This window comes from Nocardioides ferulae (genome assembly GCF_003660455.1).
GTDB classification, from domain to species: domain Bacteria; phylum Actinomycetota; class Actinomycetes; order Propionibacteriales; family Nocardioidaceae; genus Nocardioides; species Nocardioides ferulae.
This window is the reverse complement of the sequence record NZ_QZVR01000005.1, coordinates 277514-289595: the sequence shown is the minus strand read 5'-3', so window position 1 is coordinate 289595 and position 12082 is coordinate 277514. Positions and strand designations below refer to the sequence as shown.

The window sequence follows — 12082 nt, the reverse complement described above, 5'->3', positions numbered from 1 at the left end:
GCCGGTCAGTGGTTGCTCGGCGGAGCCGAGCCGGTCTCGGCGCCACCGGTGTCGGTCGGCACCACGACCGGACGCAGCCGAGCCCAGCCGACGAACAGCAGCCCGGCGACGAGCAGCACCACGCCGGTCCACAGGTTGGCGTTCACCCCGCCCGTCTTGTCGGTCTCGGGGTCGGCAAACAGCCCCATCAGCGCGAGGATCACGCCGTAGACCACCAGCAGCGCGCCGATGATCGTGCGGATGTCGAACAGCCCGGCCGTGTGGCGCCGGGGCGAGGCCGCGGAGGTCTGGTTCCTGGACTGGTTCATCGGGAGCCTCCTGCTCAGAACGCCACGTTGAGGACGACGACCATGGCCAAGGCCACCCCGGCCAACGGAAGGGTTCGGCGGTACCACGGATAGGACGCCTCGTCGGGGTCGACCAGGTCCTCGCGCGGGGTCTCGGACCACACCAGGCCCTTGAGCTCCGCGGCCGGCTTGGGCGCGGTCACCAGCGAGACCACCACGCTGAGCACGATGTCGACCACGAACGCCGTGGCCGCGGCCAGGAAGGCCGCGCCCTGGCCGCCCACCGGGATCAGGCCGGTGCTCCACGACCCGAAGGCGTCCTCGGTGAGGAAGGCGACGGTCACCGCGGAGGCGGTGCCCGCCACCAGGCCGACCCAGCCGGCGGTGGGGGTCATCCGCTTCCAGAACATGCCGAGGATGAACGTGGCGAACAGCGGCGCGTTGAAGAACCCGAACAGCGTCTGCAGGTAGTCCATGATGTTCGAGAAGTTCGTCGCCAGGTAGGCGGTGCCGATCGCGATCAGCGTGGCCGCCACCGTGGCCAGCCGGCCCACGGCCAGGTAGTAGCCGTCCGGCCGGTCGCGGACGACGTACCGCTCCCACAGGTCGTAGCTGAAGACCGTGTTGAACGCGGAGATGTTGGCCGCCATGCCGGCCATGAACGCCGCGAGCAGGCCCGCGATCGCCATGCCCAGCAGACCGTTGGGCAGCAGGTCGCGCATCAGGTAGAGCAGCGAGTCGTTGTACTGCACGGTGCCGCCGGCGCCGCCCTCGACGGTCTCCCCCGCCTTCTTCTGCGCGATCTCGGCGACCAGCACCGCCGCGATCATGCCCGGCAGGATCGTGATGAACGGGACGAACATCTTCGGGAACGCCCCGATGATGGGGGTCTTGCGGGCCGAGGAGATCGAGTTCGAGGCCATCGCCCGCTGCACCTCGACGAAGTTCGTGGTCCAGTAGCCGAAGGAGAGCACGAAGCCCAGGCCGAACACGATGCCGACCACCGAGAGCAGGTCGGAGTCGAACCCCGAGAGCGCGTTGCCCGGCCACGAGTTCAGCTGCGCCGCCGCAGGCGCGGTGTCGGGGTTGTCGGCCGCCGCGTCGGTGATCTTCTCCTGGAGTCCACCCCAGCCGCCGACCCGGTCGAGGCCCAGCAGCGTGAGCGGGAGCAGGGCCGCGACGATCACGAAGAACTGCAGGACCTCGTTGTAAATCGCGGCCGAGAGCCCGCCGAGGGTGATGTAGGAGAGCACCACTCCGGCCGCGACGAGCAGCGCGACGAGCAGCGGCCACCCGAGCAGGGCCTGGATGACGGTGCCGAGCAGGAACAGGTTGATGCCGGCGATGAGCAGCTGCGCGACCGCGAACGAGATCGAGTTGACCAGGTGGGCGCCGGTGCCGAAGCGGCGGAACATGAACTCGGGGACCGAGCGGACCTTGGAGCCGTAGTAGAACGGCATCATCACCACGCCGAGGAAGAGCATGGCCGGGATCGCGCCGATCCAGAAGTAGTGGACCGTCGGCATGCCGATCTCGGCCCCGGTCGCCGACATGCCCATGATCTCGACGGCACCGAGGTTGGCGGAGACGAAGGCGAGCCCGGTGACCCACGCAGGAAGTGACCGCCCGGAGAGGAAGAAGTCGATCGACTCCGACACCTGGCGGCGCGCCATCACCCCGATGCCCAGCACGAACGCGAAGTAGATCGCGACGATGAGGTAGTCGACGGCGCTGGCGTCGATCAGGGTGTCGGTGGCCAACGGAGCGACGGCGGGTGTCGGCATCGGTGTCTTCTCTCTGCGTCTGGCTGCCGGCCCCGTTGCCGGCCGCGCCCGCGCGGGGCACGAGATCACGTGCCCCAAGGCGCCGTCCGACAAACGGTGACGCCGTCTCGCGCCGCTCGCCGGCCCGGGTTGACATCACCAAGTCGGCATGAGTGACGTCACTAGCTGTTGACATGACGTCACGGTGATGTCACGCTGACACACATGGACATCACGCCGTACGTCGAGAGCCTCCGCCGCGACCTGCTGGCCGCCGCCGACGCGAGCGGCCCCGAGGCCAGGGAGACCGCGGAGCGGCTCGCCTTCGCCATCGACCCCGCCGCCCGGCTGGCGCTGATGGAGGCGATGTCGCAGGCGGTCGCCGAGATCACCGCCGAGATGCCGGCCGGCGGAGTCGACGTCCGGCTCGCCGGTCGAGAGCTCGAGTTCGTGGTGAGCGGCGCGGCACCCGCGCCGCCCCCGGCGCCCGCCCCACCCCCGCCCCCGGCCCCGCCGGGCGCGGACGAGGAGGAGGAGGGCGGCCTGGCCCGGATCACCCTGCGCATCCCCGAGGGCGTGAAGACTCGGGCCGAGGAGCTCGCCGCCAAGTCGGGCCAATCCCTCAACACCTGGCTGGTCGGCGTCGTCCGCGCCGCGACCCGCGACTCCGCGATCACCGTCGACATCGACCTGTCGAGCCTGCCGCTGCTCGGCGACGTCGACCCGTTCCGCGGCCGGCAGGGCAACCGGCGGATGACCGGCTGGCTCTGACCGGCCGCACCGCACTCGACGAGCGTCCTGCTCGAACCTCCGCTCACGGGACCGGCACGGCCGGCCCCGCCCACCAGCACACCCTGGAGCAGCCATGCCGACCCATTCGTTCGCCACACCCGAGCCCATCCTGCTCTCCGTCGACATCGGGCGCGGCCGCGTCGTGGTCACCGCCTCCGACTCGGCCACCGACACCGGCGAGACGACCGTCCACATCGAGGGGCGGGACGCCGAGTCGGTCCCGGTCACCCAGTCGGGCCGCGAGATCACCGTGGTGGCTCCTCGCCGCACCGGCATCTTCAGCGGTGAGTCGGCCTTGCAGGTGGAGGCGCTCGTGCCGGCCGGCAGCGACGTGGAGCTGCGCACCGGCAGCGCCGACATCGAGACCCACGGGCCGCTCGCGCAGGTGCGGGCCAAGAGCGGCTCGGGCCGCATCGAGGTCGACACCGCCGAGGGGGCACTGATCGTGGTCACCGGCTCCGGCGACGTCCGGGTCAGCGAGGCCCGCGGCGAGCTGCGCGCCAAGAGCGGCTCGGGAGACATCGTCGTCGGCTCGGTCGGCGACTCGCTGGTCGTCTCCAGCGGGTCGGGCGACGTGCGCGTCGGTCACGCCGCCGGCCCCGTCGTCGTCAAGACGGGCAGCGGCGACCTCGCCGTCGACGACGCCGACGGCGATCTCACGTGGACCACCGGGTCCGGCGACCTCGCCGTCGGCGCGGTGCGCCGCGGCCGGGTCTCGGCCAAGGGCGCCTCGGGCGACATCCGGGTCGGCGTCCCAGCGGGTGTGCCGGTGTGGACCGACATCTCCACGGTCTCCGGCGAGATCCGCTCACACCTGCCCAGCACCGGTCAGCCCACCGAGGGCCAGGACCACGTCGAGCTGCGCGCGCGCACCGTCAGCGGCGACGTGTTGCTCGTCCAGGCCTGAGCCACCCACCAGACCACAGGAGACAGCCATGAACGAGCACCTCACCGAGTCCGCCGCCCGGCACCAGATCCGCGACCGGATCGAGCGAGCCTCGGCACCGCGAGTGCGCCAGGCACCCTCGCGCCAGCGCCTCGCCGAGCGGCTGCGCCGCGTCGCGGACCGACTCGACGGCTGACCGACGCCGCCTCGGCGCACGCACCCCAGGCACAAGCGCCGACGCGGCGGGAGCGGGTCAGGAGCGCATTGCGACGCCCTGGCGCCAGTAGCCCATGAACGCGACCTGCCGGCGGTCCATGCCGAGCTCCTTGACCAGTGCCCGGCGCAGCGTGGTGACGACCTTCGACTCGCCGGCGATCCAGGCATAGCAGTCGGCGAGGAAGTGCGGCGCCTCGGCGGGGTCCGCCGCGACCGCCTCACCGGAGGAGGAGTACGTCGGGGTCTCCCACAGATCCGGGTCGACCTCGTCGTCGGCGACCGGCTCGACCGGCGGCACGCCCAGGTGGTCGAGCACCGCCGCGCCGAGCAGCGAACCGAGCGGCGCGCCGTCGCGCGGCAACCACACCACCTCGACCCCGGCCGGGTGGCGCACCGCCTGCACGTCCGCGGCGTACGGCACCTCCAGGAACGCGGCACCGCGGGCGTCCTCGGGCAGCTGGCCGAGGATCGCGCAGGCGGCCGGCACCGCGGTCTCGTCACCGGCGAGCAGCAGTCGCCCCGCTTCCCCCGGCGTGAACTCGATGCCGCCGTAGGGCAGGCCCCGCCGCGGACCCATCAGCACCAGCCGGTCGCCGGCGCGGGCAGCGGCGGCCCAGGAGGCCCCCGGCCCGGACTCCCCATCACCCTCGTGGAGGGCGAAGTCGACGACCAGGCGGGTGTCGACGCCCGAGCCGAGCACGTCGCGGACCGTGTAGGTGCGCATGTGGCCGCGCTCCTCGACGGGGCGGTCCAGCCAGGTGGCGAACCAGCTCTCGTCGGCCCCGGCGAAGGACGGGAGCGCCGCGCCGGGCGTGTGCGGGAAGATCAGCTTGATCCGCTGGTCGAACAGCGGTCCGTCGACGCCGAAGTCGGCCAGGCCGGGGCCGGCGAACTCGACCCGGGCGAAGCTCGGCGACAACCGGCTGACCCGGACGACCTCGACCTCGTCGAGGATCAGCGGCAGCGAGTGCGTGGCGGTGAGGGTCACGGGCGTCCCTTGCGGCTCGGCGGTGCTCGGCGGAGACTGCCGCGAAGCTTAGGCAGTCCTAACTTAGGCAGACCTTACGTGAGGATCGGCGCGTGCGACACCCCTTCCTCACAGAACGGGCCGCACCCGGCTGGTGAGCCTCGCGCCATGGCAGACGACAGCGCTCGGGCCGGTCCGCTGGGAATGGCTCGAGGACAAGGTGCACAACGTCGACGACGTCTGCATCCGCGCGGTCTACCGCTGGCCGCGCGGACTGCCCTGGCCGGCTCAGATGCGGGTGCGGTGGAAGTTCGCGTAGGAGCGCGACGGCGTCGGGCCGCGCTGGCCCTGGTAGCGCGAGCCGTACTTCTCCGAGCCGTAGGGGAACTGCGAGGGCGAGGAGAGCCGGAAGAAGCAGAACTGGCCGATCTTCATGCCCGGGTAGAGCTTGATCGGCAGCGTCGCGACGTTGGCCAGCTCGAGCGTGACGTGACCGGAGAAGCCGGGGTCGACGAAGCCGGCGGTGGCGTGGGTGAGCAGGCCGAGCCGGCCCAGCGACGACTTGCCCTCCACCCGGGCGGCGATGTCGTCGGGCAGGGTCACCACCTCGTACGTCGAGCCGAGCACGAACTCGCCCGGGTGCAGGATGAACGGCTCCTCGCCCTCCGGCTCGACCACCCGGGTCAGGTCGGACTGATCCGCGGCCGGGTCGATGTGGGGGTAGCGGTGGTTCTCGAAGACCCGGAAGAACCGGTCCAGCCGGACGTCGATCGACGACGGCTGCAGCATCTCGGGGTCCCAGGGGTCGAGCGCCACCCGTCCGGCGTCGATCTCGGACAGAATGTCGCGGTCGCTCAGCAGCACGGGCGACAACCTACCGGCCACGCTCAGCGCTCGACGTCCTCCTGGGGCAACATCTCGACCGGTCGCTCCTCGGGCACCACGAGCACCGGCATCCCGACGGCTGCCTCGATCTCCGCGGCCAGCCCGGGCTCGTCGGCCGCGCCGGGCACCATGCCCACGACCAGGCCGGAGCCGTCGGCGCAGCCGTAGGCGCTGGACCAGTCGTCGCGGCGCCCGGATCCCTGCAGCCACGCCTCGAGCCGCGCCTGGGCGTCCCGGACGTCGGCCCGGGAGTAGGTCACGCCCTCGACGATCACCTCCACGCCGTTGTCCCGACTGCCGGCGAGCGCCTGGACCTCGTCGGGGACCGGCGTCTTCCACTGCAGCAGGACGGCGCCGGCCTCCTGCCACAGCGCGATCCCGGCGTCGCCGGGGATGCCCCGGGTGGCCGTCTGCACTTCGCGGACCACCGGCTCGAGCTGCCACTGCAGCACCTGCTGGACCTGGCCGTGGTCGTCGACGCCGGCGTCGGCCGCCGACGCGTCGTAGGACTCGACGAGGGCGACCCCGAGGCGGGTGAGCGACTGGCGCGCCAACTGCTCGCTGCCGATGACGAGGGCGACCACCCCGAGCGCGGTGGGCTCGGCGTGCCGGACGGCGTAGGCACTGATCCGCCGGAAGTGGCCCTGGGAGAGCGACCGAACCAGCCGCTGCTGCTCCTCCAGATCGGGGATCGGCGGCGTTTCCCCGAACACCCTGCTCTCCGTGGAGCAGGTGAACGCCCCACCCTGGGGCGCACGGGTGGGCGAGGATGTCGAGGTCTCGGGCGCTGCGGCCGGGTCGACGCCCTGCCCGCCACCGGGCAGCGCCACCGCCACCCCGACCACCCCCGCGACGAGCGCCGAGGCGAGCACGCCCGCACCGGCGGCTCGCTGCCGGCGCCGGCGGCGTACCGCCGCACGGAGCACCGGAGCGACCGGCCCCGACGGGCGCGCGGACGCCGCGGCGGCCCGCAACCGGTCGTGGACCTCGCCGGGCACCTGCTCGTCGCCGTACCGGTCCTGGGACTCGTGCTGGTGCCCGTTCATCGGCGTACCTCCTCGTGCTGGGCCGCGGCATCGCGGATGCGGGCGAGCCCGCGGGAGAGATGGCTGCGGGCGGTGCCGACCGAGCAGCCGAGCCGCGCGGCGATGCCGGCATGGTCGAGGTCGTCGACACAGCGCAGCACCACCGCCGCCCGCTGGTGCGGCGTCAGGGTCCCCAGCGCGTCCAGCAGCCACGGGTCGAGGCTCTCGTCGACGATCACCGGCGCCGGGGCGTCGGGCACCCGGCCCGGAAGCAGCTCACGGCGGAGCCGCCGCAACCGGTCGACGTTGAGCCGGACCAGCGTGGTGCGCGCGTAGCCGCCAGGGTTCTGGTCGGCCAGGCGGTGCCAGCGCATGCAGACCCGCACCAGCGCCTCCTGGACCAGGTCCCACGCGTCGTGCGGGTCGCCGGTCAGCGCATAGGCGAGCCCGAGCAGCCGGGGCGTCTCCGCCTCGACGAACTCCTCGAACCCTGCGTCCACGCCGACTCCTCGCCCCCCTCGGCCCACCCTGCCCCTGCCATCCTCCAACGCGGAGACCCCCCGGAACGTTGAGACGGCCGCGGCCGGAGAATGGACCCATGGCCTTCCACCGCTACGTCGCGATCGGGGACTCCTTCACCGAGGGCGTCGGCGACCCCGACCCCACCCGGCCCAACGGCCTGCGGGGCTGGGCCGACCGGGTCGCCGAGGTGCTCGCCGGCAACACCGACGACTTCGCCTACGCCAACCTCGCGATCCGCGGACGCAAGCTCGACGCCATCCTCGACGAGCAGGTCGACCCCGCGGTCGCGATGTCGCCCGACCTGGTCACCGTCTACGCCGGCGCCAACGACATCCTGCGCCCCAAGGTCGACCTCGACGCGCTCGCCGAGCGGTACGCCGCGGGCGTGGCGAAGCTGGCCGCCACCGGTGCGCAGCTGGTGCTGTTCACCGCGTTCGACCCCGGCTCCGGAGGCATCTACGGGCCGGTGCGCGGGCGGTTCGCGCTCTACAACGAGCACGTGCGCGGCATCGCCGACGCCCACGGGGCCGTGATCGCCGACTCGTGGCGGGTCTCCCAGCGACTCCCCGACGGCCTGCTCTCCAGCGACCCGCGGATGTGGGACGTCGACCGGATGCACCTCGGCGCGGTCGGCCACCAGGTGACCGCGATGATGGTGCTCGACGCGCTCGGCATCGCCCACGAGCTGCAGCCGCTGCCGCTGCCCGACCTGGCGCAGGTCACCCGCGCCGAGAAGCTGCGCGGCGACGCCCGCTGGGCCCGCGACTTCCTCGCACCATGGGTGCACCGGCGGATCACCGGCCGCTCCTCGGGCGACTCCGTCTCGCCGAAGTACCCCACCCCGACCCCGTTCACCCCCGCCGGCCCCCGGGTCGGGTCACCGACGGAGCGCTGAATCGTCTAGCATGTCGGCGACCGGTTCGCCGGTCGTGCGGATGTAGCTCAGTTGGTAGAGCGCGACCTTCCCAAGGTCGATGTCGCGAGTTCGAATCTCGTCATCCGCTCCACTCCCCGCGGACCGCCTGAACGTAGGCCGCGCTCACGAGCGCGACACTCCGCCGAGCGTCGATCTCGCGAGTTCGAATCTCGTCATCCGCTCCACTCCCCCACGACCCGCCTGAACGTAGGCCGCGCTCACGAGCGCGACACTCCGCCGAACGTCGATCTCGCGAGTTCGCATCTCGTCATCCGCTCCAACTCCCCGCGGGCGTCACACGCCCCGGTCGCTCCGACGACCACCACGTATGACCTCCCCCGCGAAGATCCGAACCACCCGCGGGCCAGCCCGTTCGGGTCTGCCGGCCGCCGTCGGCCCGGCGTAGCGTCGAGAGATGGCCATCCTTCGGCGCGGCCTGCGCTCGGCCGCCCTCCTCCTGCTCCTCCCTGCCCTCGCCACCCTGGCGCCCACCGGCCCAGCGGCCGCCGACCCCGTCCCGCCCGACGGCTACTCCTGGCCCGCCTGCGGCACGGTCCCCGACGACGACGGTCGCTACTGCGTGGTCTCGGTGACCCGCAACGGCGTACCGGTGCCACCGGTCGACTACGGCACCGACGGGGTCTACCTCGACCCATACATCGACCTGATCGGCGCCGGCGACATCCGCTTCGGCGTCCAAAGGCTCTCCGTCGCGGGTGGCGGGGCGGTCGCCGCCGGCGGCGACGTGTCGCCGGCCGACACCTACCGCTGGGTGGTCAACACCGGCTCGATCCGACCGCGCGAGCTCTACGGGCACGTGCGCGACGCGTCGTTCAGCGTCTCCGGAGACACCTCCACCGGCTGGGTGCTCACGCTCGAGCTCAAGCCCACGCCGATCGCCTGGATGTGGCCGCCGGACGGCGACGGTGACGGTTGGGCGGACTGCTCCTACGAGGGTGGGTGCGGGGACGACTCGACGGTGGCGGGCCTCGTCTACGACGGCTTCGTGACCGGCTACGTGACCGACCTGGAGGGCGAGGGCCTGCCCGCGGCCGAGATCACCGATCGGACCGGGCTGGTGCGCGCCTACAACGCCCAGGACGCCTACGTCCTCCACGACCCGGACCGCAACACCCTCGAGGTCCGGATGGCCAACCCGCACCTGCGCGCCCCCGGGGTGCCGGCGACCGGCTACTACGAGACGTTCCTGCCCACGGACTTCCTGATCCACCAGCTGGGCGTGGTCGCCCCGTCCTCACTCGCCGGCGGGTCGTTCGTGGTGCGCCGCACGGGCGTCTCGACACCGGTCCCGTTCGTGCTGACCCACGAGCCGGGCGGGGTGCGCATCGAGATCGACGCGATCACCTACTCCACACCCGCCTACCGGATCCGGCCACGGGCCACCGCGCCCGGCCGCCCTCGGGTGCGGGCGATCACCCGGGTCTCCGCCCACGAGGTGTGGGTCCGGCTGCGCGAGCCGTCAGCCGACGGCGGCGCCAAGATCACCCGGTACGACGTCCGGTGCCGCGCCGGTGCGAGCAGCGACTGGGCGCGCGGTCGCGCCGACCGCACGGAGGTGCTGGTCCGCGGCGTCCCCCGGCGTGCGGTGTCGTGCCAGGGGCGGGCCGTGAACCGAGTCGGCGCCGGACGGTGGAGTGCGGCCGCCGCGGAGTGACGGCCCCGAGGGGAGAGCCGACACGCCGCTCAATAGTCTGGCCGGATGAGCAGCGGCGACACCGGCGCGGCGTTCTCGGGGATCCCCGTGGCCGCGCTCGACTTCTACGACGACCTCGAGATGGACAACACCCGGACCTTCTGGGAGAAGCACAAGCAGGTCTACCTCGAGTCGGTCCGCGCGCCGATGCTCGCGCTGGCCGCCGCCCTCGAGCCGGAGTTCGGGGCGGCCAAGGTGTTCCGGCCCTACCGGGACGTGCGCTTCGCGAAGGACAAGACGCCGTACAAGACCCATCAGGGGGTCTTCGTGCCGGTCGGCCCGGCCACCGGCTGGTACGTCCAGGTCTCCGCGCGCGGGGTGAGCACCGACGCCGGCTTCTACCGCGCCGACGCGACCCGGCTGGGCCAGATCCGCGACGCGATCGGCGACGAGCGCACCGGCGCCGAGCTCGAGGGGCTGCTCGCCGGACTGCGCGCGGAGGGCTGGGAGATCGGCGGCGATCGCCTCAAGACCTCACCTCGCGGGTGGCCGGCCGACCACCCGCGCATCGAGCTGCTGCGCCACCGCTCGCTGACCGCCCACCACGACCTCGGTTTCGAGCCGGTCGTGCACACCCCCGAGCTGCTCGACCTGGTGCGTGCCGACTGGCGCCGGATGCGGCCGCTCGTGGAGTGGGTCGACCGGCACACCCGCGACTGAACCCGGATCCAGGCTGGACGAGGTCGCGCAGGCGTCCGGTCAGGGCCAGATCAGCCCCGGTCGGGCCGCCGCATCGTGGCCATCGCCCGCTCCGGCTCCCAGTAGGCGCGCATCGACGCGACCCGGCCGTCGGGGTGCACGGTGTAGACCATCACCAGGTCGGTGTCGACCTCGGACCCGTCGGAAAACGAGGTCGTGATCGTGCCGACGTTGGCGCACGTGTTGCCGTTGGCGTGGGAGTCGTGGATGACGAAACGGAACGAGGAGATCGGCGCGATCGCCAACTCCCAGAAGGCCCGGATGCCGTCGTGCCCGCGGTGGCCCCGCCCCTCGGGGTCGAACATCGACGGGCCGACGGGGTCCTCGATGACCGCGTCCTCGGCATAGACGGTGAGCCACTCGTCGAGGTCGCCCTTGGCGACGGCGGAGTAGGAGCGCTGCGAGGCCGCCCGAGCGGGGTGCTCACCGGTCGGGGCGTTCCACACGACGGCTGCTGAGGTGATCATGCGCCGCATCCTAAGCCCGCGTCTAGAACACGTTCTAGCTACTGTGTCACGGGACCCTCACGCAGCGCACACGCGGCCCTCACGCGGCGTTCACCCGCCGGCCTCCCCCGGCGCCGACGGTGGAGCCATGGCACGACGCAGGGCGATCCTCCACCTCCCGCTGCCCGACGGCGGCGGCGACCTGGTCGAGGCGGCGATCGAGGCACACGCGAGCACGCTGGAGGCGCGGGGCGTACGCCGACCCGCGCGCGGCCAGGAGGAGATGCTGCGGGCCGCGGTCGAGCTGCGTCGTGACCATCGCGCTTGGGGCTTCCGCCGCCGCGATGTCGAGGGCAGCTGGGCCGACCTGTGCCGGCGCGCCCGGAGCGGCCGGCCTCGCCCCCACACGGTGCTCTTCGGCCATCCGCTGCTCACCGGGCTGACCGCCGAGCAGGCGGCACTGCTGCTCGACGGCCTGGCCGACTTCGAGGTGCACGTCGTGCTGACCGGCCCCGGCGGGACGGCTCCGGATCGTGGCATCGCCGCGGGAGCGACCCCGGCGGTCGAGACGGTGGCCGACCTGTGGCGCTCGGCGCTGCGCCGTCCCGAGCGGGTGCACGTGGTCGCGGCCGACACCAGCGAGGGGGGCCGCTCCGTCGGCGTGTGGACCGGGTTCGGCCGCGCGGCCGGCCTGGACGTGAGCGACCTGTCCGTGCCGCACCGCACGCTGGAGGAGCCGGTCCGCCGGCTCGCCGCCCGCCACCTGGCGTCCCGGCCGCAGCCGACCGGGCGGGACCCGCTGGCCGCGGCGGAGCTGGCGCTGGGCGAGTCGCTGCTCCAGTTGCACCAGCTCAGGGCGCGTCAGGAGCTGCTCGAGGCCAGGCATGCCCAGCTCGCCCGCCGGCGCCGAGGCTGGAAGCTCAGGATCGCCTCCGTGGCGGCCGGCAGCTGACGACCCGACCGG

15 protein-coding genes and 1 tRNA gene are annotated in these 12082 nt (G+C 72.9%); 9 read left to right on the top strand and 7 right to left on the bottom strand.

All coding sequences use genetic code 11. The features are described from left to right. Positions 1–5: 5 nt before the first annotated feature. Positions 6–308, bottom strand: coding sequence for a hypothetical protein (locus D6B71_RS09620; protein ID WP_121254390.1), 303 nt, complete (start codon positions 306–308; stop codon positions 6–8). A gap of 14 nt (positions 309–322) precedes the next feature. Continuing rightward, the gene (locus D6B71_RS09615) at positions 323–2047 is read right to left on the bottom strand and encodes a sodium:solute symporter family protein (protein ID WP_206051660.1); all 1725 of its coding nucleotides are present in this window, start codon (positions 2045–2047) and stop codon (positions 323–325) included. Positions 2048–2275: 228 nt separating this feature from the next. On the opposite strand from D6B71_RS09615, the gene D6B71_RS09610 reads away from it, so the two are divergent. The 3 genes from D6B71_RS09610 to D6B71_RS22685 all read left to right on the top strand — a co-directional run bounded on the left by D6B71_RS09610 (position 2276) and on the right by D6B71_RS22685 (position 3924). Then, positions 2276–2821: a pilus assembly protein HicB gene (locus tag D6B71_RS09610; RefSeq protein ID WP_121254386.1), complete on the top strand. Its 546-nt coding sequence runs from the start codon at positions 2276–2278 to the stop codon at positions 2819–2821. 94 nt (positions 2822–2915) lie between these two features. Continuing rightward, positions 2916–3749, top strand: coding sequence for a DUF4097 family beta strand repeat-containing protein (locus D6B71_RS09605; RefSeq protein ID WP_121254384.1), 834 nt, complete (start codon positions 2916–2918; stop codon positions 3747–3749). Between the two features lie 28 nt (positions 3750–3777). Continuing rightward, on the top strand, positions 3778–3924 hold the full coding sequence (locus D6B71_RS22685) for a hypothetical protein (RefSeq protein WP_164519594.1): 147 nt from the start codon (positions 3778–3780) through the stop codon (positions 3922–3924). A 57-nt stretch (positions 3925–3981) separates the two neighbouring features. On the opposite strand, the gene D6B71_RS09600 is transcribed toward D6B71_RS22685, so the two are convergent. Continuing rightward, positions 3982–4932, bottom strand: coding sequence for a siderophore-interacting protein (locus tag D6B71_RS09600; protein WP_240641264.1), 951 nt, complete (start codon positions 4930–4932; stop codon positions 3982–3984). A 133-nt stretch (positions 4933–5065) separates the two neighbouring features. On the opposite strand from D6B71_RS09600, the gene D6B71_RS22680 reads away from it, so the two are divergent. After that, complete coding sequence (locus D6B71_RS22680) at positions 5066–5230, top strand: hypothetical protein (RefSeq protein WP_164519593.1); 165 nt, start codon at positions 5066–5068, stop codon at positions 5228–5230. On the opposite strand, the gene dcd is transcribed toward D6B71_RS22680, so the two are convergent. Genes dcd through D6B71_RS09585 form a run of 3 tightly spaced genes read right to left on the bottom strand, consistent with a single transcriptional unit; the run spans position 5200 to position 7321 of the window. Beyond that, positions 5200–5775, bottom strand: coding sequence for a dCTP deaminase (gene dcd / locus D6B71_RS09595; RefSeq protein WP_121254382.1), 576 nt, complete (start codon positions 5773–5775; stop codon positions 5200–5202). The two genes, D6B71_RS22680 and dcd, sit on opposite strands and share 31 nt — an antisense overlap. Positions 5776–5798: 23 nt before the next feature. Beyond that, on the bottom strand, positions 5799–6842 hold the full coding sequence (locus tag D6B71_RS09590; protein WP_121254380.1) for a hypothetical protein: 1044 nt from the start codon (positions 6840–6842) through the stop codon (positions 5799–5801). Beyond that, a complete protein-coding gene (locus D6B71_RS09585; protein ID WP_164519592.1) occupies positions 6839–7321 on the bottom strand; it encodes a SigE family RNA polymerase sigma factor in 483 nt (160 codons plus the stop codon). The genes D6B71_RS09590 and D6B71_RS09585 overlap by 4 nt, the downstream gene beginning before the upstream one ends. A 98-nt stretch (positions 7322–7419) precedes the next feature. Here D6B71_RS09585 and D6B71_RS09580 point away from each other — a divergent pair, with 98 nt between their 5' ends. The 4 genes from D6B71_RS09580 to D6B71_RS09565 all read left to right on the top strand — a co-directional run bounded on the left by D6B71_RS09580 (position 7420) and on the right by D6B71_RS09565 (position 10633). Beyond that, on the top strand, positions 7420–8238 hold the full coding sequence (locus D6B71_RS09580; RefSeq protein ID WP_121254376.1) for an SGNH/GDSL hydrolase family protein: 819 nt from the start codon (positions 7420–7422) through the stop codon (positions 8236–8238). Positions 8239–8274: 36 nt separating this feature from the next. Next, a tRNA-Gly gene (locus D6B71_RS09575) sits at positions 8275–8350 on the top strand. Positions 8351–8674: 324 nt separating this feature from the next. Then, on the top strand, positions 8675–9934 hold the full coding sequence (locus tag D6B71_RS09570; RefSeq protein ID WP_121254374.1) for a fibronectin type III domain-containing protein: 1260 nt from the start codon (positions 8675–8677) through the stop codon (positions 9932–9934). Positions 9935–9979: 45 nt separating this feature from the next. Next, positions 9980–10633, top strand: a complete 654-nt coding sequence (locus D6B71_RS09565; protein ID WP_121254372.1) for a DUF2461 domain-containing protein — start codon at positions 9980–9982, stop codon at positions 10631–10633. A gap of 50 nt (positions 10634–10683) precedes the next feature. Here the strand turns inward: D6B71_RS09565 and D6B71_RS09560 are convergent, their stop codons facing one another. After that, positions 10684–11139, bottom strand: a complete 456-nt coding sequence (locus D6B71_RS09560) for a nuclear transport factor 2 family protein (protein ID WP_121254370.1) — start codon at positions 11137–11139, stop codon at positions 10684–10686. Between the two features lie 127 nt (positions 11140–11266). Between D6B71_RS09560 and D6B71_RS09555 the strand changes: the two genes are divergently transcribed. Continuing rightward, complete coding sequence (locus D6B71_RS09555; RefSeq protein ID WP_121254368.1) at positions 11267–12070, top strand: hypothetical protein; 804 nt, start codon at positions 11267–11269, stop codon at positions 12068–12070. The last annotated feature ends 12 nt before the right edge of the window (positions 12071–12082 follow it).